Raw genomic sequence first — 19,325 nt, forward strand, 5'->3', positions numbered from 1 at the left:
GGAAGGAAGAAGCACGAGCATACCAGAGGGGCGATTGAGAGGAAATGGAGGAGTGGGAAGCGGCCGCGGCTTGATCGAACCCAGGCCGCCCGGCCTATGCATCGGCATGCCGTCCCTTCACCGCGAACAGGCCGGACGGACGCCGCTGGAGAAAGAAGATGACCAATACGAGGATCAAGACCTTAGCGTAGACGGCTCCCATGCTGGGTTCCAGCAGCTTATTCAGCCCGCCGATGCCGAGCGAGGCCACGATCGTCCCGGCCAACTTTCCGACACCGCCGGTCACCACCACCATAAAGGAATCGACGATATAATTCTGGCCCAATCCCGGTTCGACGTTCCCGACCAGGGTCAACGCCCACCCGGCAATCCCGGCCAGACCGGATCCGAATGCAAAGGTATAGGCATCGACTTTGCGCGTTGGAATGCCAAGGCAGGCGCTCATGCTCCTATTCTGGGTGACAGCCCGCACGCGCAACCCGATGCCGGATCGAAATAACAGCAGATAGATCGCCACCACGCAGATCGTTGAAAGCACAATAATGAAGAGGCGGTTGTAGGGCAAGTACACGCCGACCATGGCTTGGGCGCCGCCGTTCAGCCAGGCCGGGGCGGTCACGGAGGTCAGATCGCCGAAATACACCCGCGCCGTTTGAATGAACACCAGACTGACTCCCCAGGTCGCCAGCATCGTCTCCAACGGCCGGCCGTAGAGAAAGCGAATGATCGTCATCTCCAACACCAAGCCGACGAGCGCGGCGGTCAAAAACGCCGCCGGCATGGCTGCGAGAAAATATTGATCGAACCATTCCGCCGGCAGATAGGCCTTAAAACAGGCCTGCATCACAAAGGTAGTATAGGCGCCCACCATCATCAATTCGCCGTGGGCCATGTTGATGACACCCATTAGCCCGAAAACCACGGCCAGCCCCAGCGACATGATGAGAAGGATCGAACTCAGGCTGATCCCGCGAAATATCGTTTCAATGGCGGTCGACCAGGCGGACCAGGTTTCAATCCGCTCCAGCGCGTCGGCCGCCGCAAGCCCCACACGCTTCTGAGCCGGATCCGCCCCGGCTTCCGCGGAGGTCTGCACTAATTCTTTCAGCGCAGGGACGGCATTTTGGCTGCGGAGTTCACCGAGCGCGGCCGCGGCGGCCAGCTTGACGGTAGGATCCGGGGAAGCGAGCCTCAGCAGTCCTACGGCTTCCTGCATGGTATAGCGGGCCCACCGGTGCGTTTCGCCGGCCGCCGCTTGTTCGAGCCAGGGGATCGCTTCAGCCAGACCGCTGCTTCCCAAATCATTTGCCGCGGATCGTCTGATGTCGGGATCCCCATCGCGCAGCTTGGCCCGATTACGAATCGCATCGACGACGGGCTTGATCGCCATCCGGACGCTCCGGTCCCCGTCGGTTCGCATCTGTTCCAAGGCCGGAAGGAGTGACTCATCAGCCTCTCTGATCAACAGACGGGCCGCTCCTTCGCGAACTGTCTCGTCCTGGGTGCCGAGATCTGTCAGCGCCTGCCCCACCGCGGGAGACCGCGCCGCGCCGCTCGGCGCGTCGGCCCCGGCTGGCCCAACCCGAACCAGGAGGACGGTGATTGTCAAAGCGGCAAGAAAAAAAGCGGTCGCGTTCATGTTTTCTTGTACGTCCCCTGATGTTTGACCCAGTCGCACCCCTTTTCCGGATTCGTGTATTCACTCCAGGGTTCAGGCTTTACCAAGCCCTTCGACCGCCAGACCACCTTGAACTGCCCGTCCTTGAGGATTTCTCCGATCAACACCGGCTTGTGCGTATGATGGTTCGCCTCATCCATCATGATCTCGCCGCCGGGCGCGAGAAATTTTTGTCCGTACACCGACTTCCGCACCGCATCGACGTCGGTCTTGCCGGCTTTCTCGACCGCCTGCTTCCAGACATGCACACCGAAATACGCCGCTTCGATGGGATCATCCGTCACGCGTTTATCGCCGTCGGGCAGATTGTTCTTTTTGCAGTACTCTTTGAAATTGGAAACGAATTGCTTATTGTGAGCCGTGTCCACGCTTTGATAGTAGTTCCAGGCCGCCAGATGGCCGACCAGCGCGGTCGTGTCCATACCGCGCAGCTCGTCTTCCGCCACGCTGAACGCCATGATCGGCGCGTCTTCCGCGCGCAAACCCTGATTCGCAAATTCTTTATAAAACGGCACATTACTGTCGCCGTTGATCGTGCTGATCACGCACGCGCCGCCGCCCGCGGCAAATTTTTTGATCTTTCCGACGATGGTTTGGTAGTCCTGATGATGGAACGGCGTGTATTCTTCCATGATATTGGCCGCGGTCACTTTCTTCGCCAGCAACATCGCGCGAAGGATCTTGTTCGTCGTCCGAGGGTAGACATAATCGGTACCCAACAAATAGAACTTCTTGTAGGCGCCGCCTTCCTTGCTCATGAGGTATTCGACGGCCGGGACAGCCTGTTGATTGACGGCCGCGCCGGTATAGAACACGTTGCGGGAACATTCCTCGCCTTCATATTGCACCGGGTAGAAGAGCAAGCCGTTGTTCTTTTCAAACACGGGCAACACGGATTTGCGGCTGACGGACGTCCAACAGCCGAACACCACGGCGACCTTGTCCTGCACGATCAATTGCTTCGCTTTTTCGGCAAAGAGGTCCCAGTTGGATGCGGGATCGACCACGACCGGCTTCAGCGGCCGTCCCAACACCCCGCCTTTAGCATTGATTTCTTCCACCGCCATCAAGACCACATCGCGCAACGAGACCTCGCTGATTGCCATGGTGCCGCTGAGTGAATGGAGGACGCCGATCTTGATCGGTTCCTTATCGGCCGCATAAGACAACGCCCACTGCCCGAGATTCCCCAGCAAGGCGGCGACTCCGATTCCCGCCGCCGCCCTGGTCCCGTTCACCAAAAACTCGCGCCGCGAGGGCTGCCGTTGATGATCATCCCCGTCCACCGTCATCGACTCATGTGACTGCATGGGTTCGTTCGGATTCTTCATTGCTCTGTGCCTCCCTTTGCCTATCCATTAAGAGAACGACCGCAGTGCTTCCCGGGTCCTTAGAAATTGTACCAAGTCGAAATCATGAAATTATCGCCTTGGAAATGCTCGCCGGTTGACCATTCGGTCATCAGATGATTCCACTCGAAGGAGGCGTAGAGATCGCCCCAGATGTGGCGGACGGCCGTCAGATAGGTCCGATGGTTCAAGAGATACTGCGTATCGGGTCCGGCCGCGGTGCCTTTCAAGTCTGAGTTGAGCGGATTGTCGAATCCATAGCCTGCGATCAGGGTCACGTCCCGATTGTACGCAAAATCCAATTCACCCCATCCCACGACGGTGCGAATTTCTTTGCCGGTGCCGAGATTTCGATCTTGTCCGAACCGAAAGAATTCGACGCCCAAGGCCTGTCCATAAGCAATTTCGCCGGTGAACTTCAGCCGGTTGGTAATGGGCACTGCCAACTCGGCCCCCACCAGGTACGAATTAATGTCCTGACCCGATGGAATGCCTCCGGCAGTCGGTGCCGAACGATAATGCCGGAAGGCTCCGTTCAACGCGACCATCACACCCTGCATGTTGCCGGTCCCGTAATAGCCGAATCTAGTTCCGACATAGGGCATCTGCTCCGGGTCATTGAACGCGTTCTCGGAGCAGGCAAAGCCGTTGTTTCCGCAACTGCCGGGGGCGACGGTCCCGGCGCCGGCGCCTTGAAACGTCCGGCGTTGGGTTTGCGGCTGAATGGCGGAAAGTCCCCGCTCGAACCGCATAACGGTCAGCAAGCCATTCACATTTTCGGTGAACTGATGCTTCACCGTTATTTGCGGAAGACGCTGCCAGAGGTTTCCGTTGTATCCCATGATGGAAAAATCAATCAGGTTCGGATGCGACGACATGATCGGCGTCCAATCCATACCGGCGGTAATGGTCGTTCGATTGTTATTGGGAGAATATTTTACGTTGGCCAGCCTGAGACGAGGCGAGATGTTGCCCGCATTGTCCGTTTGGCTGTAGAAGTCCGCTTCGACGACGCCCGTTAGAACATGCTTTCCATCGGTTCGATCGGCACGAAGTCCGAACACGCTATAGCGCGGATTGAATGTCGACGAAGAATTGTCGCTTTTTCCGGCCGCGGTCGCATAGCCATTGAACTGGCCGGGGTCCAGCGGGTTAGTGTTTCTGGTGCTATAAATCGCATCGAGTTCGATTCGTCCATACGGCACAATGCTGCCTTTGCCCTGTCCGCCAAAGGTAGGCACCACGCAACCTCCGCAAATCACGGCTGGCGGCGTTTCCACCTCTCGACTGAGACGGCCGGCTCCGGCGGCTTCTCCTGCGCTTTGCTCTTCCTGCGCGAACAACGGAGCCGCCATTGCGAATATCACGATGATGATCGCGCTGACTGCGATCCGCCTTGCCGCTCTTGCATTCATCCTGAGAGCCCTCCTGGTTAGGAACACGACTACATCCGACCGGAGGGCCGCCGATTGTGCAAAAAAAAAACGCCCTTCCGGTCCGGTCATTGGACCAAAAGGACGCCTTTGTCCTCGTCACGATTCGGCAAAAGCGAGGACTCCATTGTCTTCACTCCTGCCAAATATGGGGGCTACTTGTATACCGACTCATGAGCCTCTGTCAAGACAAGATATGCCTATGGCGGCTGTGTTACACTGGCGCTTCATGGTTCTATCCTGAGACCTATGCGACATCATTGTCTGCCGTTCCTATTGGCTGGACTTCTGTGCGTCGGCGGATGCGCGAACCGGCCGCAAATTGACGAGACTATTCAAACCGACGCGGCCCGCGGCTCGGTCTATCTCGAGCGCATTCCCGATCCCCGCTTCCAGGCGGCGCATCCCATCAAGCTGGACCGCAACCTGATTGCCCGGACCCTCCGCGGAGTATTGATTCGCGAGCAGCAGGATGTTCTGCACACCCTGGTGGTCGGCCGATCGAATATCAACGCCGCATTTTCTGAAGAAGACATCGCATTTCTCGCTCCTATCATTGAGCAGGCGCTCACACGCGCCGCGCCAGATCAGCAGGTCGGATTCCGTGTCATTCAATCAGGAACGCCGGGCTATTCGGAGAGAAATGGAGCCGCAGTAGGATCTTCCGAACCGCCCCTCAGCCTTTCGCCGCGGGAGTTTACGTCCGGCAGCGTTTATGCTTATGGACGGTCGCTCTACCTCACGCTGTCGGAATATCGTCTCCGCCCTGAGCAGCCGGACACGGTCAGCATGCCGAACCGACATCTTCCGGATCAAACGGGTCTAATCAGGCGCGACATCCTCTTCAGTCCCGACGTAGCCTTGCGATCGGATCTTTCTCCCCCGACGTTTTCCAACGATGATTTTGGAAAGACCCTCATCATCGATTTACAACGTTTGGCCCAGGCCCCGGTGTCACAGCCGGCGGCGCCCGTCGACGCCGCAATTCCAACTGCGGCGCCCTCCAAACAACCGCCTACTTCAGGCGGCGCCAAGACAGGCGCCCCCGGCGAGGCCCCTGCTTCACGGACAAACGATTTGGAAGGCCTCAAAGCGGACATGAAGAAAAAAGACAGCGAACTGGAAGAATTGCGCAGAGAACTCGGAGCGATCAAACGCCAGCTCGATCAACAGGCCGAGCAAGCGGGAAAGTCCGCGCCGGCGCCAAAGAAAGCTCAGTAAGCTGTGACTCTTACTTCCGTCCGGCCTTCTCCTCGATTTCACCGGCCAAAAGAATAGCTTCCGCGATTTCCCGCATCGATTTCCGCAGATCCATGCTCTGCCGTTGGATGAGCTTGAACGCCTCTTCCTCGGACAATTTCTTGGACCGCATCAAATAGCCTTTGGCGCGCTCGAGCAATTTGCGCACTTGCAGGGCTTCCTGCATTTCGAATGATTTTTCGAGCAGAGTCGTATGGTCGATGGCAATCGCCGCCTGATTGCCGATAGCTTGCAAGAGCTTGACGTCCTCGGTCGTAAACACATGGGGTTTGGACGTGTAGCTGTTGATTACTCCGATCGCCTTCTCCCTCACCATCATGGGGACGCACAGCAGCGAGCACAATCCCTCCCGCTGCGCGAGTTCGCGATACATAAAATCTTGTTCCCGCGTGACGTCGGCAACAATGATCGGCCGGCGCTCCTGCACGGCCCGCCCGCTGATGCTTTGTCCCACCTTCACGTTGGGTTTCCGCCGGTATTGTTCGCTCAAGCTCTGCGTCGAGCCGATGCGTAATTCGTTCGATGACTCGTCCAACAGCATGATGGAACAGATTTTCGATCCCATCATTTGAGCCGTCATGGTCACTATGAGTTGAAGCACGTCGTCGATGAGCCGGCTTGAGGAGACGGTCGCCGATACCTGAGACAGCGTGTCCAATTGCATGACCTTCCGTTTCATTTGCTCGTACAGGCGGGCGTTCTCGATCGCGCCGCCCACCTGATTCGCAATGGTGGACAACAGGGCGATTTCATCCTCGCGGTACCGCCGCGCGCGCTTATGCTGAGCGTTGATGACACCGACCGCTTCCTGTTTAGCCATGACGGGAACTGAAATGAAGGCCTGATATCGGTCCTCAGGAAGGTTATGGAAAAACTTGAAACGCGGATCGTCGCTGGCGTTGCTGGGGATGATGACTCGGGTGCGTTCCCGGGCGACCCAGCCGGTGATGCCTTCGCCTAAGCCGATGGTGATTCGTCCGATCAGCTTGGGATGCGGGTTCTTCGATGCTCGAAGGATCAGCTCATCCCGGGTGTCGGACAGCAAATACAACAGACAGGCGTCCGCGTTGGTGACCTCGACCACCATATCGACGATATGTTTGAGCACGGCCTCGAGATCGAGCGTATTGCTGATCGATTCGCTGATCCGATGCAGCGTATCGACCTCGCGGGTCTTTTCCCGTAACGCCCTTTCGAGTTGCACCACCGTCTGATGTCGTTTGGTATCCATCGATCAACGCCGGTTGAACCCACCGGGGGCCCGCAGCCTACGCCGACCCGGCGCCTGTCTCCCGCCGGTCGCTTCCGCGAACCATATCGCACAATCCTGCCGGTCCAGCGGAACGATCGCGACCTGCCCGATTCGCTTCGGCAGAACGCAATAGACGGTGTCTTGGGCGACCTTCTTATCGGTCTGCATCGCGTTCCACAGCTTCGGAAATGAAATGCGCGGTAACTCATGCGGCAAGCCGGCCGCCTTAACGATGTACCGGATGCGCTCGACGGCGTCCGTGTCGCACAGTCCGAGATGTCTCGCTAGATCCGCTTCCTGCACCATACCGATACCCACGGCCTCTCCGTGGATGAGACTTCGATACCCTGTCATCGCCTCCAGCGCATGTCCAATCGTATGACCAAAATTCAAAATTCGCCGGCGATCCGATTCCCGTTCATCCTCGGCCACGATGTGAGCCTTGATCTCACATGAGCGCGTGATGATTCGCAGTACCGCGTCCTCGTCATGGTTCAAAATAGGCTCCATGTTTCCCGCCAGGAACTCAAAGAAGGTCTCATCGGCGATGACCCCGTACTTGATCACCTCCGCCAACCCCGCAATCCATTCACGGGGCGGAAGCGTGCGCAAGGTGGCGGTATCGGCCAGCACCGAACGCGGTTGATGGAACGCGCCGATCAGATTCTTCCCCAGCGGATGATCGACTCCCGTCTTCCCGCCCACGCTGGAGTCCACTTGAGCGACCAAACTGGTCGGAAGCTGGATGAAAGGGATGCCCCGCAAATAAATGGCGGCGGCAAAGCCGGTCAGATCTCCGATGACTCCACCGCCCAGCGCGACTAACATGGACCCGCGCTCGAATTTCCGGCGAACCAATTCATCCAGGATGTGCGAAATGGTCCGAAGCGATTTCGTCCGTTCACCAGGAGGAAGAACGACGGCGATGGGCCGGTACCCGGCTTCTGCAACGGAATGCGTCACAGGTTTGAGGTACCGGCGGGCCAGGTTCCTATCGGTTATAATGCCGACTTTACCCGTGCACTGAAGCTGTTTGAGAGTCGCGCCGACGTCCGAGAGCAGGCCCCGGCCGATAAGAATACGGTAACTGCGTTCGCCGAGTTCGACGGGCACAGTGCCACCAGACGAACCGCCGATCATCGAGACAGCGCCCGGCCCAGCCATGTTCCAATAGGGATGCCCAAGGAGACGCCGCTGAACACAGCGGCTCTCTGGGCAATGAGAATGAATCGAGGAGAAGTGGTCAAAGCGATGCGGATGGTAACATAGCCACCGGCAAACTAAAAGTCTCTGACATAAGCTTGATAGCTGTCAAAATTCCGCTTCATTTCATCGAGACTGTCGCCGCCGAATTTCTCCACCATCGCGTTGGCGATTTCGAATGCAATCACTGCCTCGCCCACGACGCCGGCCGCCGGAACGGTACAGATGTCCGAACGTTCGACGGTGGCATCGAACGGTTCTTTTGAAATGATGTCCACGCTTTTCTTAGGACTGTACAAGGTTGAAATGGGTTTCATGGCCACCCGCATGACGATCGGCTCGCCGTTCGTAATGCCTCCTTCCAAGCCTCCGGCGTTGTTGGTCTTCCGGATGAAGGCCTTGTCGGTCCGGTCATAGTAGATTTCATCGTGTACTTCCGAGCCGAATCGCCGTGCCGCATCGAACCCCATGCCGATCTCGACGCCTTTCATCGCTTGGATGCTCATGGCTGCCATGGCTAGCCTGGCGCTCAGACGGCGATCCCATTGCGAATAACTTCCCAAACCAACGGGCGGGTTGGTCACCACTACCTCGAAGACCCCTCCTAGCGTATCTCCGCGATGCTTGGCCGTCCTGATCTGTTCGATCATTTTGGCCCCTGCATCCGCATCCGGCGACCGGACATCGGAATGCTCCGCTCTCTTATAGGCCTCCAGCGGGTTGGCCCCGCAGTCCGCCACGACACCTCCGATTTCGACGGTATAACTGATGACCCCAATCCCGAAGTGGCTCAATAAGGCCTTCGCCACGCCACCGATCGCCACCCGGATCGCCGTTTCCCGGGCGCTGGCCTTTTCAAGGACGTTGCGCACATCACGATGCCCATATTTAATCGCACCCACCAAATCCGCATGACCTGGACGTGGTCTCGTCACGACTTTCTCAGGAGGCGTCGGGCCGGGCTCCGCAGCCATAACATCCTTCCAATTCTCCCAATCCTTGTTCGCAATGAGCAAACCAAGAGGGTTCCCGATTGTTGTGCCCTTTCGCACACCGCAGGCAAATTCGACCCGGTCCTGCTCGACACGCATCCGGCCGCCCCGCCCATACCCCTTCTGGCGGCGGGCCAGATCGTGATTGATCATGTCTGCTGTCAGAGCAAGCCCAGAGGGAACACCTTCAAGAACCGCGAGGAGATACTTCCCGTGGGATTCGCCCCCATTGAGATATCGTAACATCGCCGATGGTGGCGATTTTTAGCTCTTTACGATGCTGGGTGTCAAGAAGATCAGGAGCTCTTGTTTGGTCACGTTCTCGGTCTTCTGCTTGAACAGCCAACCGAGCACCGGAACCCTGGAAAGATAGGGAATTCCTGCCACGTTGTTGTTTTGGGTGTCAACGAACACGCCGCCGATCACCATGGTTTCTCCATCCCGCACGAGGACCTGCGTGGTCGCTTCCCGACGGTCGATGCTGGGCCCGGCCGGATTGCTGCGCGCGCCCACCGCATTGCGCGTGGCCCGCACTTTCATCAGGATCAGCTTCCCGATCTCTCTCGGATCTCGGGAGGTGATTTGAGGGGTGACGTTCAGCTCTAAGTTGGCGTCGACGAAGGTGGTCTGCGTGCCCTGAAGCGAAGTCGTCTGAAAGGGAATGGATTCACCCTGAGCGATCTTGGCATCGCGCTTGTCCAGCGTCGTCACCTTCGGGGCCGCGATGACCTTTGTCAGACCGAGGAGTTCTCCCGCAGACAAACGAACGTCCAAGAGCGCTCCATCTGTCTTCCCGATGGTAAAGCCGGCGCCAGGCACCGACGGAAAGCCGGGATTCGCCGGCAGATTAACGAGGAAGTCCGAGACTTGACTAGCGAACCCTCCGGTCGTGCCCGTGCGGAACGCCGCCGTTCCGCTGCTCGATCCCATTTGATTGATATTCTGAATACCCCATTGCACGCCGAGCGATCGCGTATAGGTGGTGTCGGCTTGGACGATTCTCGCTTCAATCTGCACTTGCGGGACTTCAAGATCCAATCCGTCCACCAGCTGGCGCATGACGGCAATCTTGGTCTCGGTATCGCTCACGATCAGCGCGTTGCTGGCCTGACTAAAGTTCATCACCCCTCGCGGGCTCATATACTGCCTCAGCGATTGCTGAACTTCTTGCGCGTTCAGGTTTCGAATATAGAAGACTCGTGTCACGATCGGTTCGGCCTTGGCTTTGGATTCTTTCGCGCGGGCCTCCTCATCCTGTTGTTTGGCGATATTCGTCAGCGTGTCCACCCAAACAATATTGCCTTGCCGGATCATGCCGAGCCCGTTCATCTTCAACAGCATGTCGAGAGCCTGGTCCCAGGGGACATTCGCCAATTTCATCGTGACCTTGTTCTTCACACCCTCGCCTACCACGATGTTGAAGCCGCTCACTTCAGCAATTAACCGTAGTACATTGCTGATATCCGCCTGCTGAAAATCAAGCGAGATACGCCGGCCGACGTATCGAGATTGACCGGTAACCAGTTCCGAACTGGATTCGTCGGTGACCTTGTCTTCCTTCCTCATGTCATTCTCAGACGTCATTTGAACCGTCCTGGCTCTGAGAAGCGCCTTAGGGCTCCGCTGCGAAACCAAGACCGGCGGGATGGAGGACACAGCCGTGCGCCTTTGGCCGATCGACCTCTTGTCGAGAGCCGAATCAGAGGATCCAGCCGACATCCGGAGCCGTCCGTCTGCCTCGGTGTCCGACGCCGCATTGAGCGGGCCGGCCGCCGCCAACAGTCCGGCCACGACCGCAATGCTGAGACAATGTTTGGTGTCCGCGTATGGCTGTTTCATTCTATGCCCTCTTTTGCGTGCAAGAGCTTGACGTATTCCCGCTCCTGTTTGTTCCCATACACATCGGTGAACCGCTCCTGTACGATGATTCCCCGCTCGGTTATTGAACTGACCACGCCGTTGTTAGGGCCGACTCTGGTCCCTCGGCGAATGCTGTACCCCTTACCGTCCGGGGTCTGAACCATCGCCGTATACCCATACGCCCCCCAGACAACGCCGATAAGGCTCAGTTCCGTGAGACCGATACGCTGCAGCGGCGGCAACACCGCATCGGATTGCCCCTGATTGTTGTTCTCGACGATCGGGGCAAATGGGTCGCGGCGGCCCGATGGGTCATAGGCTGCTTCCCCTCCTATCGATGCGACGGCCGGCTCGGATCTGGACAGATTGCCCGCCGGCAGAAGACCGGGCATGTTCGCGTTCTGCTCTTGTCGCGGAAGTTCTTGCACGGAAGGCATCTTCAATGAATCAGACGGACGTATCGTATTGACCTGTCCCGCCGCCATGAGGGGCAGCAGACAGACGATGAGGCCGATTCCACCCGCAATCGGCATGACGCCGTGTCCGCGCCCACGCGATCGGTCTCCCGAAAGTCTCTGTCCACCCATTCCCCGACTCCTTATTTTTTCGCCTCAACAACAGGGCCGGACTTTTTTTCCTGAGGTGCCGCATAGGCCACCAAATCAAAGACCGTCTGCGTCACAACACGTCCTTGGTCGACACGCGGCGATCCGATCTTGACGTCGGACACCGTGATGATGCGGGGGAACTTGCTGATCCGATCGAAAAACAACGCGGCCGTGTGATATCCGCCTGTCACTTCCACGTTCACCGGCATACGGACGAACAGCTTGGAGGCATCTTCGCTCTGCGCGCCCGGTTTCCATAGTCTGATATCCAAGCCCAGCCGAATCCCCAGATCGGAGACCTGTTTCAGCAACATGACCGCTTCTTCCTCCGGCGGCAACCGTTCCTTCTTTTTCGCCAATTCAATCTCCAATTGCTTGCTGGCGGCCACGAGTTCGTCGAGATGCTTGACCTTGATCGTCAAAGTCTGGATCTCGGTATCGAGTTGGGCGACCTGTCCCTGAACGGCCTCGATCTCCAGCGTCTTCGGGTCAGCAATATAGTAATAGAACGCCACCAGGATGCCGGCCATGAAGAGTCCCAGCAACGCCACCTTCTGAATCGTGGGGATGCCGCGCAAGGAGTCCAGGTTGAGATCGATCAGACTCATGCTCTAACCTTTCATCGACAGGTCCAGCTTGAACTGATAGAGATTCACTTTATTGTCAACGGCGGCGCGGCTTTCTTGCAGACGAATGATCGTGAAGTAATCCGTGCGCCGAAGATTATTCACGAATTCGACGATATCATCATTCGTAATCGCGCGGCCCTCGAGTTCGATACTGTTCCCCTTCACATTCATTTTGAGAAGCCATACCTTCAAAGGCTCCAGACTCTGGCTGACATTATCCAAAGCCCGGACAGGACCGGTCCGCGCTTTTTCTAATTGCTCGATAATGCGATTCTTGTCCTCGAGCTGTTTTTTCTTCGCCTCGAAATCTTGAACCTGCTTGACCTGCTCTTTCAGCACCGCCACTTGTTTTTCTTTGTCTTGTTTTTCAGCCTGTCGGGTCGCCAGTTCCTCATCCAACATGGCGGAATACCACCAGCAGCCGCCCAACGTAACGAGCAATACTCCCACGCCGAGGAATGCTTCGGCTCGGACATCCCATTGCGGCTTCGCTTTCCTCGCCTTGGGGCCGGCGGCTAGAAGATTGATTCTGATCATCGATCCCCCACTGTCCTCAATGCGAGGCCGACTCCAACGGCGGCCAATGGACCCAGCTCGCTCAATTTCTCCGGATCTTGATCGCACATCGATGTGTCGATTTCGGCGAGCGGGTCGGCAATCTCAACATCCAAATGCATGCGATCATGCAGCTGTTGCGGCAGGCCCTTGATTCTCGCTCCGCCGCCGCAGAGCAGCACCCGTGCGATCTCGCCGTCGTCGGACGTCGTCTTGAAATAATCGATCGTTCGCGCGATCTCCGAAGCGACCTCCGAATTGACGCTGTCGATGACCGAACTCACGCCCGCCGGATCGGACTTCGAGGACGGGTCGTTCTTTTTGAGCTGTTCCGCCTCTTCATACGAGACTCCCATCTCCCGCTGCACGGCTTCGGTGTAGCGATTGCCGCCGATCGGTATATCGCGGGTAAACAGCGACACACCTCCCCGTACAATGTTCACGTTCATCACGCTGGCCCCGATGTTCACGAGGGTCGTCGTATCATCCGCCACGTCCGGATAATTGACCCCGTACATATTCTCGATGGCAAAGGCATCGACATCCATGACCATAGGTGCAAGTCCCGCCGCTTTGACCAACTCGGTCAGCTCATTGATCTTGTCCTTCTTGGCCGCAACCAGAATGACGGACATTTCGTTCTGATCATCGACCGGCGATTGCGACGGAGGCAGGACATGGAAATCAAGGTTCACTTCGTTGATATCGAACGGGATGTACTGCTCAGCGGCCAATTTGACTTGGCCTTCCAGTTCGTCATCCGGCATGGGAGGCAAACCGATCTTTTTGATAATGACCGCATGACCAGAGATTGAAATGGCTACCTGTTTGATCTTCGTGCCCGTCTCTTCCACCAATTCTTTGATCGCCGACACCACTCGACCTTCATCCATGACCGTGCCGTCCACGATGACTTCCGGTTCCAATTCCTTTACCCCGAATTTCTGAAGCAGGTAGCGCCCGCGGTTCTCTTTCATCTGGACCAATTTAATAGCGCTTGAGCCGATATCGAGGCCGAGCAGTTGCCGTTTCGCGGAAAACATGGAAAAGACGCTGGTGTCAAGCAAACCTTTCAGGGATCCGAGCATGTTCCTGTTCTCCTCTAGGCGACCTCTTTCCGTCCCTGCATCACCTGCCTGATCTGCTCGACATTGTCCGCCGTGTAGAGCCTCCAGTTTCTCCAGTCCCTGGGAGGCCCCGAAATGAGACCTTGCCGCTCCCACCGGAATAACGTCGCTCGTGAAATATCGAACAAGTCACAGATTTCATTCGTCTTATACAGTTTCTTTCTTGCTGCGGCCTTCACCGTCTTCACGCATAGCCTCAACGGACATTAATTGATTCTTGCCCGCACACAAACTAAGTATAGTTGGTATAGTCTACCTGTCAAGAAACCCGCCAACCGAGGCGAGCCGCAACGGACCGAGACAATACTATGAAAACTTTACGATTTAAGAAGGTCGCGGTGGGTGATCGACACGTCGTGGCCGAGCGAGGCGAAGGTGTCCTGCAATCGCTTGGCGATCGTCACGGAGCGGTGTCGTCCGCCCGTGCATCCGATGCCGATGCTGACGTAACTGCGTTGTTCACGTTCGAAAAGCGGAATCAGAAACTTGAAAAGGCCTTCCAGTTGTTCAAGAAAAGGTGCTGCGAAGGGATCGCGCAACACGTACTCTTGTACCTTGGCATCCTCGCCGGTCAGCGGCTTTAACTCGGGCACAAAAAACGGATTGCGGAGAAATCTCACATCAAACAGCAGGTCGATATCGTACGGAACACCGAATTTATATCCGAACGTGACCAGGGAAATTGTCAGCCTCTTGGCGCGGCTGTCTTGCCGAAATTCCCGGGTGAGAAGATCCCGAAGTTCATGAACGGTAATATCCGACGTATCGATGATCCTGTCGGCATGTTTTCGCAATTCGGCCAGTTGCTCCTTTTCAAACCGGACGCCTTCAAGAACCGGCATGTGCGGCAACAAGGGGTGAGGGCGACGGCTCTCGGAAAATCTTCGAACCAGAATTTCTTCCCGCGCCTCCAAAAACACCAAATGCACGGCATGGCCGGAGGTTTTCAGCTGATCCAGATTTTCCACTAGGTCGGCAAAAAATACCCGCTCGCGGATGTCGATGCCGAGAGCGACATTCTTAATCTCACCGCTTTGCTGGGTGCAGAGTTCCACGAACGTGGGAAGCAATGCCGGTGGGAGGTTGTCGACACAGAAGTACCCGGTGTCCTCAAAACACTTCAAGGCATGGCTCTTTCCCGAACCGGAAAGACCGCTGACAATGACGAGATTAAGTCCTGGCATGCGAGGTGCGGATGCGCTGCTCTTCCGGATCGATCAACGACACTCGGCCGTCCGGGTGGCGCTGAACAACCTGCAGTTTTCCGGAACCCGAGTCCTGATACACGAGCACACCGGTCGATTCACCGTCCAATTCAGCCAACGCCTCGTCCAAGCTCAATTGGCGCAAGACCGGTCTGCTGACATCCAACGCCATGGGGCTGGAGGACCGAGCGACGGGCAGATCCGGTGCTCGACGCTCGTTCCATCGCACCTTATGATTCACGATTCTGTCCTTGACCTTTCGGATCTGGGTTTCCAATCTATCGACTGCCTGGTCGATGGAGGCATACATCTCTTGCGTCGTGGCTTTGGCCTGAAGGCGCCTGCCGTGAAACACGCCGATGGCTTCAGCCGCATGGTGTAACTTTTCCACGCCCAGCAAGACCTGGAGAGTGGTCAACCTGACGCCGTATCGATCCAAGCGCCGCATTTTCGTTTCGATGTATTGTCTCAGGGCGGAGGTAATGACGACGTGCCTACCGGTAATCATCAATCGCATCCCGACCTCGCTGATTTCGGATGGAGAATGGTATTCGTAGATGGGAACCTCGCACTCATCGTCGCCGCGCCCACTGGGTGCATGGTCCCCTTAAAAGAACCGCTTGCGTTGGTTGGCGGACGGTATGTTGTCTTCCGCGCGGTATTTTGCTACGGTCCGGCGCGCAATCATCACCTGTTGTGTGCGCAGCCGAGCGGCGATTTCCTCGTCTTTGAGCGGCTTCTTCGCATCTTCCTCCGCAACCATTTTTCGAATCATTTCACGTACCGTGACCGACGACAGCATATCGGACGGTTGGTCTGCCCGCTGAAGCCCGGCGCTGAAGAAGAATTTCAGCTCCAGCATCCCCTGTGGGCAATACATGTACTTGTTCGCGGTGACCCGGCTGATCGTGGATTCGTGCATGCCGATGTCTTCGGCCACCTGCTTGAGCACCAGCGGCTTGAGATATTGAATGCCCTGTTCAAAAAATGCTTCTTGAAATTTCACGATGCTGGAAACCACCTTCACGATTGTTTTGTTGCGCTGCTCGATACTGCGGATCACCCATTGCGCCGCCCGAAGCTTGTCGTCCAGATAGGCTTTGGTTTCCGCGGAACCTGATTGTCCCGCCCCCATCATCTGCTTGTAATACGGGGTGATACGCATCCGAGGAAGCCCGTCATCGTTGAGCAGGACCTGCCACTCTCCTTCATTTTTGACGACGAACACGTCCGGCACAATCACGTAGTTTTGAGTGTTTGAAAAGGGCCGGCCCGGTTTCGGCTCGAGCGCTTCAATCAATTTGGTTGCTTGAAACACGTCTTCCAATCCGACGTTCAACGCTTTGGCGATCCGCGCATACTGCCTCTTTTCAAGATCCTTCAGATGATGCAAGATAATACCTTCCACAACGGCGCCCTTGACGCCGCCGGGCCTGGCCCCCAGCGAGCCGATGGGACTTCGGTGGAGAAACCCTAATTGCAAGAGAAGGCATTCCGACAAGTCACGCGCGGCGACGCCCGTCGGATCGAATCCTTGGATATCCTTGAGCACCGCCTCGGTCTCCTGGACGGAATAGGGAGTGCCGGATACGAGTTCTTCCAATGAAATCCGAAGATAACCATCATCATCGAGGTTCCCGATGATCAGGCGACCGATTTCCTTGTCCCGCTCGGACAACCCCGAGAGAGATAACTGCCAAAGCAGATGATCCTCAAGGGATGCCGTCTTGGCGACCGTTTGCTCATACGAGGGAAATTCGTCCTGCGAGGAAGAGGAATATTCCGAATCTCCCCGGCGGATATCACTATCGAAATAGTCCTCCCAACTCCCGGCGGATAGCTCTTCGAGATTTTCCGAGCTGTCGCTCGGTCGCTCGTCCTCGGCCGGTGACTCACTGGTCGGGGACGCAAGCGGCAGTTCCTCCTGGTTCTGTTCCTGGGCAGCCTCCTCGGCCTCTTCAACTTCGGCGGCAAGCTCTTCAAGCAGCGGATTCTCCATCAAGTGTTGCTGGAGGCTTTGCTGCAATTCCAGCCGCGAGAGCTGCAGCAGCTTGATCGCCTGCTGTAACTGCGGCGTCATGATAAGCCGTTGGCTGAGCTTGAGATCGAGCCGTAATTTCATATTGCTACGCCTCTGCCTTCCATCACAACCGGAAGCCTTCACCCAAATACACGGCTCGCGCCGTTTCGCTTTTCTCGATTACATCAGGCGGGCCGGCTTCCAAGATCGATCCTTCGTTGATGATGTACGCGCGGTCGGTAATTACCAGGGTTTCGCGGACATTATGATCCGTGATGAGCACGCCGATCTGCCGCTGCTTGAGCCGCGTAATAATCTGCTGAATATCGGCGACGGCAATGGGATCAATTCCGGCAAACGGCTCATCCAACAGCATGAACGAGGGACTTGTGGCCAACGCCCGCGTGATCTCCAGCCGCCGACGCTCCCCTCCGGACAAGGCGTACGCTTTACTCTTTCGGATGTGGACGAGGTCCAATTCTTTCAGCAGCACTTCGATCCGCTCGCTCCGCTCCGCTCCTGAATAGCCGAGCATTTCCAAAATCGCCAAAATATTGTTCTCAACGGAAAGCCGCCGGAATACCGACGACTCCTGGGGAAGATAGCCGATACCCTTTCTGGCCCGCTTGTACATCGGCAGGTCGGTGATCCGTCCCCCATTGAGCGTGATATCCCCTTCATCCGGTTGGCACAGGCCAACCATCATGTCAAAGATCGTGGTCTTTCCAGCTCCATTCGGCCCCAGCAGGCCGACCACTTCGCCCGCCCGTACATCCAATGAGACGCCTTTTACGACTTTGCGCCCGCGAAAACTTTTGGCCAAGCCAGCGGCGGAAAGGCGCTCTTGAATGCAAATCGGCTCGCGCTTCGATTCCATGCGGAAGGCCGTCTCTGTCGACGCCTCAATCACCGCCCGAGCCCCCCTTCGCCTTCGATCGTCACATGAGATCCGCCTTCCACCAGGCTCCGATCTTCTTCGAGGAACATCGTGATTTGTTTTCCTGTGACGCGGGTGCCTTTCTGCCAGGCGACCGGATCACCCGTCAAAACGATTTTTTTATCGTCCTCATAATACACGGCCCGCCGGCATGTGGCCCTGCCGTCCTGCTTCTCGATCTTCACTCGTCCGGTTGCTTCAATCTTGCTGATCGTCCGGTCGGATACGGTCGGGGCCTCTTTACCCGACTTCTGCTTTTTCTCCACCTGTCTTCTCGATTGAACGCCGGTGTCGGCGGCTGATTTGTCCTGCGCATTTCCATTTCCGCCGGGGCGAAACGATACCACCATATGATCGGAGTACACGATCAATTCCCCTTGGGTCAACACGACAGACCCCTCGAATATAGCCTGGTTTTCCAGATTGTTCACGGTCATTGTCTTGGCCGTGATACTGGTCGTGGGATTCGGCATCGTCCCGTCTTTCGGAAGGCTGGCCTCGGCCGAATGAGTGACGGATGCCGTGATGCAAACGGCCAGATTAAGAAGTAGAAGCCACATCCACATGGACATCTTCCAGCACTTGAAATATCTCCGAATCAAGCTTCCCCAGCAAACCGCGACCGGTGATCTGTAATCCATGACCGTCGATCGCAACAGGGTCGGCGGTTTGAATTTCTCTGCGTTTATCAATCCAGTTCAGGTGATTGGTACGAATGACATACCCGCTTTCGGTTTCGATCACAATAGGATTGTCCCGGTTGGCGAGCATGAAGTTCTTCGTTTCGGTATCCAGCGTCCCTTCTTCGCCGGCCAACATCAATTCCTTTCCCTGAACGCCGTAGAGAGTAATGTGCACATCGCTCAAAACGGCCCGCTTTTCGTCTTCATACAGATGCGCCTGCTGGGCCTCCACCCTCCACTGGACGATATCCCCTTTGGTTTGCGTAAACGTAAAGCCTTGAATTCTGGCATCGGACTGCTCGGCATTGCCCGGGTGAATTGACCGGGGGCCGATGGCCGGCTCTGATCTTGTATACAGGAGGTAGCCCAGAAAGCCTGCGAGGATCACGCTGAGCATAAGGAGCGCCCGCCTGAGCCAACGTTCCCACATGGTAAAAAGCTCCTGTTCTTAAGAACTTGCCCATCACGATCCTGTTGGCATGATAGTAGCATGCCAACAGGTCCAAGTAAACTTGCAACCATGATGCAAGCCTA

19 protein-coding genes are annotated in these 19,325 nt (G+C 56.7%); 1 reads left to right on the forward strand and 18 read right to left on the reverse strand.

From position 1 onward, the window contains the following. Positions 1–94: 94 nt before the first annotated feature. The 3 genes from urtB to ACWGXE_RS15610 all read right to left on the reverse strand — a co-directional run bounded on the left by urtB (position 95) and on the right by ACWGXE_RS15610 (position 4,442). On the reverse strand, positions 95–1,639 hold the full coding sequence (urtB, locus tag ACWGXE_RS15600) for an urea ABC transporter permease subunit UrtB (protein ID WP_447598833.1): 1,545 nt from the start codon (positions 1,637–1,639) through the stop codon (positions 95–97). Continuing rightward, complete coding sequence (urtA, locus tag ACWGXE_RS15605) at positions 1,636–2,970, reverse strand: urea ABC transporter substrate-binding protein (protein WP_447603757.1); 1,335 nt, start codon at positions 2,968–2,970, stop codon at positions 1,636–1,638. The genes urtB and urtA overlap by 4 nt, the downstream gene beginning before the upstream one ends. A 98-nt stretch (positions 2,971–3,068) precedes the next feature. After that, entirely contained in the window at positions 3,069–4,442 is a 1,374-nt protein-coding gene (locus ACWGXE_RS15610) for a hypothetical protein (RefSeq protein ID WP_447598834.1), read from the reverse strand. 267 nt (positions 4,443–4,709) lie between these two features. On the opposite strand from ACWGXE_RS15610, the gene ACWGXE_RS15615 reads away from it, so the two are divergent. Beyond that, complete coding sequence (locus ACWGXE_RS15615) at positions 4,710–5,681, forward strand: hypothetical protein (RefSeq protein WP_447598835.1); 972 nt, start codon at positions 4,710–4,712, stop codon at positions 5,679–5,681. A gap of 10 nt (positions 5,682–5,691) precedes the next feature. On the opposite strand, the gene ACWGXE_RS15620 is transcribed toward ACWGXE_RS15615, so the two are convergent. From ACWGXE_RS15620 to lptC, 15 genes are all read right to left on the reverse strand, one after another. Next, positions 5,692–6,951 carry a GAF domain-containing protein gene (locus ACWGXE_RS15620; protein ID WP_447598837.1) on the reverse strand — a complete coding sequence of 420 codons (1,260 nt, stop codon included), beginning with the start codon at positions 6,949–6,951 and terminating at the stop codon, positions 5,692–5,694. Between the two features lie 3 nt (positions 6,952–6,954). Continuing rightward, positions 6,955–8,085, reverse strand: coding sequence for a 3-dehydroquinate synthase (aroB, locus tag ACWGXE_RS15625; RefSeq protein WP_447598838.1), 1,131 nt, complete (start codon positions 8,083–8,085; stop codon positions 6,955–6,957). 167 nt (positions 8,086–8,252) lie between these two features. Next, complete coding sequence (gene aroC / locus ACWGXE_RS15630) at positions 8,253–9,413, reverse strand: chorismate synthase (RefSeq protein WP_447598839.1); 1,161 nt, start codon at positions 9,411–9,413, stop codon at positions 8,253–8,255. An 18-nt stretch (positions 9,414–9,431) separates the two neighbouring features. Then, positions 9,432–11,006 (reverse strand): type IV pilus secretin PilQ, encoded by a 1,575-nt coding sequence (locus ACWGXE_RS15635; RefSeq protein ID WP_447598841.1) that lies wholly within the window; start codon positions 11,004–11,006, stop codon positions 9,432–9,434. Further along, on the reverse strand, positions 11,003–11,614 hold the full coding sequence (locus ACWGXE_RS15640; RefSeq protein ID WP_447598842.1) for a pilus assembly protein PilP: 612 nt from the start codon (positions 11,612–11,614) through the stop codon (positions 11,003–11,005). The genes ACWGXE_RS15635 and ACWGXE_RS15640 overlap by 4 nt, the downstream gene beginning before the upstream one ends. Before the next feature lie 11 nt (positions 11,615–11,625). Continuing rightward, the gene (locus ACWGXE_RS15645; protein WP_447598843.1) at positions 11,626–12,243 is read right to left on the reverse strand and encodes a type 4a pilus biogenesis protein PilO; all 618 of its coding nucleotides are present in this window, start codon (positions 12,241–12,243) and stop codon (positions 11,626–11,628) included. A gap of 3 nt (positions 12,244–12,246) precedes the next feature. Further along, positions 12,247–12,801 carry a PilN domain-containing protein gene (locus ACWGXE_RS15650; RefSeq protein WP_447598844.1) on the reverse strand — a complete coding sequence of 185 codons (555 nt, stop codon included), beginning with the start codon at positions 12,799–12,801 and terminating at the stop codon, positions 12,247–12,249. Continuing rightward, the gene (gene pilM, locus ACWGXE_RS15655) at positions 12,798–13,907 is read right to left on the reverse strand and encodes a type IV pilus assembly protein PilM (RefSeq protein WP_447598845.1); all 1,110 of its coding nucleotides are present in this window, start codon (positions 13,905–13,907) and stop codon (positions 12,798–12,800) included. Before pilM ends, ACWGXE_RS15650 begins: the two co-directional genes overlap by 4 nt. Before the next feature lie 14 nt (positions 13,908–13,921). Further along, on the reverse strand, positions 13,922–14,134 hold the full coding sequence (locus ACWGXE_RS15660) for a MerR family transcriptional regulator (RefSeq protein WP_447598846.1): 213 nt from the start codon (positions 14,132–14,134) through the stop codon (positions 13,922–13,924). Between the two features lie 129 nt (positions 14,135–14,263). Next, a complete protein-coding gene (rapZ, locus tag ACWGXE_RS15665) occupies positions 14,264–15,130 on the reverse strand; it encodes an RNase adapter RapZ (protein ID WP_447598847.1) in 867 nt (288 codons plus the stop codon). Then, complete coding sequence (gene hpf, locus ACWGXE_RS15670) at positions 15,117–15,668, reverse strand: ribosome hibernation-promoting factor, HPF/YfiA family (protein WP_447598848.1); 552 nt, start codon at positions 15,666–15,668, stop codon at positions 15,117–15,119. The genes rapZ and hpf overlap by 14 nt, the downstream gene beginning before the upstream one ends. Before the next feature lie 90 nt (positions 15,669–15,758). Further along, positions 15,759–17,273 (reverse strand): RNA polymerase factor sigma-54, encoded by a 1,515-nt coding sequence (rpoN, locus tag ACWGXE_RS15675; protein ID WP_447598850.1) that lies wholly within the window; start codon positions 17,271–17,273, stop codon positions 15,759–15,761. Between the two features lie 22 nt (positions 17,274–17,295). After that, entirely contained in the window at positions 17,296–18,048 is a 753-nt protein-coding gene (gene lptB, locus ACWGXE_RS15680; protein ID WP_447598852.1) for an LPS export ABC transporter ATP-binding protein, read from the reverse strand. Positions 18,049–18,077: 29 nt separating this feature from the next. Continuing rightward, the gene (locus ACWGXE_RS15685; RefSeq protein ID WP_447598854.1) at positions 18,078–18,674 is read right to left on the reverse strand and encodes an LptA/OstA family protein; all 597 of its coding nucleotides are present in this window, start codon (positions 18,672–18,674) and stop codon (positions 18,078–18,080) included. After that, complete coding sequence (gene lptC, locus ACWGXE_RS15690) at positions 18,649–19,221, reverse strand: LPS export ABC transporter periplasmic protein LptC (protein WP_447598856.1); 573 nt, start codon at positions 19,219–19,221, stop codon at positions 18,649–18,651. Before lptC ends, ACWGXE_RS15685 begins: the two co-directional genes overlap by 26 nt. Between the last annotated feature and the right edge of the window lie 104 nt (positions 19,222–19,325).

Source organism: Nitrospira sp. Nam80 (assembly GCF_965152575.1).

What these genes read in the sequence shown, in the direction of transcription:
- urtB (WP_447598833.1), bottom strand. Translation starts at nt 1,639, where the DNA reads ATGAACGCGACCGCTTTTTTTCTTGCCGCTTTGACAATCACCGTCCTC.
- urtA (WP_447603757.1), bottom strand. Translation starts at nt 2,970, where the DNA reads ATGACGGTGGACGGGGATGATCATCAACGGCAGCCCTCGCGGCGCGAG.
- ACWGXE_RS15610 (WP_447598834.1), bottom strand. Translation starts at nt 4,442, where the DNA reads ATGAATGCAAGAGCGGCAAGGCGGATCGCAGTCAGCGCGATCATCATC.
- ACWGXE_RS15615 (WP_447598835.1), top strand. Translation starts at nt 4,710, where the DNA reads ATGCGACATCATTGTCTGCCGTTCCTATTGGCTGGACTTCTGTGCGTC.
- ACWGXE_RS15620 (WP_447598837.1), bottom strand. Translation starts at nt 6,951, where the DNA reads ATGGATACCAAACGACATCAGACGGTGGTGCAACTCGAAAGGGCGTTA.
- aroC (WP_447598839.1), bottom strand. Translation starts at nt 9,413, where the DNA reads ATGTTACGATATCTCAATGGGGGCGAATCCCACGGGAAGTATCTCCTC.
- ACWGXE_RS15635 (WP_447598841.1), bottom strand. Translation starts at nt 11,006, where the DNA reads ATGAAACAGCCATACGCGGACACCAAACATTGTCTCAGCATTGCGGTC.
- ACWGXE_RS15640 (WP_447598842.1), bottom strand. Translation starts at nt 11,614, where the DNA reads ATGGGTGGACAGAGACTTTCGGGAGACCGATCGCGTGGGCGCGGACAC.
- ACWGXE_RS15645 (WP_447598843.1), bottom strand. Translation starts at nt 12,243, where the DNA reads ATGAGTCTGATCGATCTCAACCTGGACTCCTTGCGCGGCATCCCCACG.
- ACWGXE_RS15650 (WP_447598844.1), bottom strand. Translation starts at nt 12,801, where the DNA reads ATGATCAGAATCAATCTTCTAGCCGCCGGCCCCAAGGCGAGGAAAGCG.
- pilM (WP_447598845.1), bottom strand. Translation starts at nt 13,907, where the DNA reads ATGCTCGGATCCCTGAAAGGTTTGCTTGACACCAGCGTCTTTTCCATG.
- rapZ (WP_447598847.1), bottom strand. Translation starts at nt 15,130, where the DNA reads ATGCCAGGACTTAATCTCGTCATTGTCAGCGGTCTTTCCGGTTCGGGA.
- hpf (WP_447598848.1), bottom strand. Translation starts at nt 15,668, where the DNA reads ATGCGATTGATGATTACCGGTAGGCACGTCGTCATTACCTCCGCCCTG.
- rpoN (WP_447598850.1), bottom strand. Translation starts at nt 17,273, where the DNA reads ATGAAATTACGGCTCGATCTCAAGCTCAGCCAACGGCTTATCATGACG.
- lptB (WP_447598852.1), bottom strand. Translation starts at nt 18,048, where the DNA reads ATGGAATCGAAGCGCGAGCCGATTTGCATTCAAGAGCGCCTTTCCGCC.
- ACWGXE_RS15685 (WP_447598854.1), bottom strand. Translation starts at nt 18,674, where the DNA reads ATGTGGATGTGGCTTCTACTTCTTAATCTGGCCGTTTGCATCACGGCA.
- lptC (WP_447598856.1), bottom strand. Translation starts at nt 19,221, where the DNA reads ATGTGGGAACGTTGGCTCAGGCGGGCGCTCCTTATGCTCAGCGTGATC.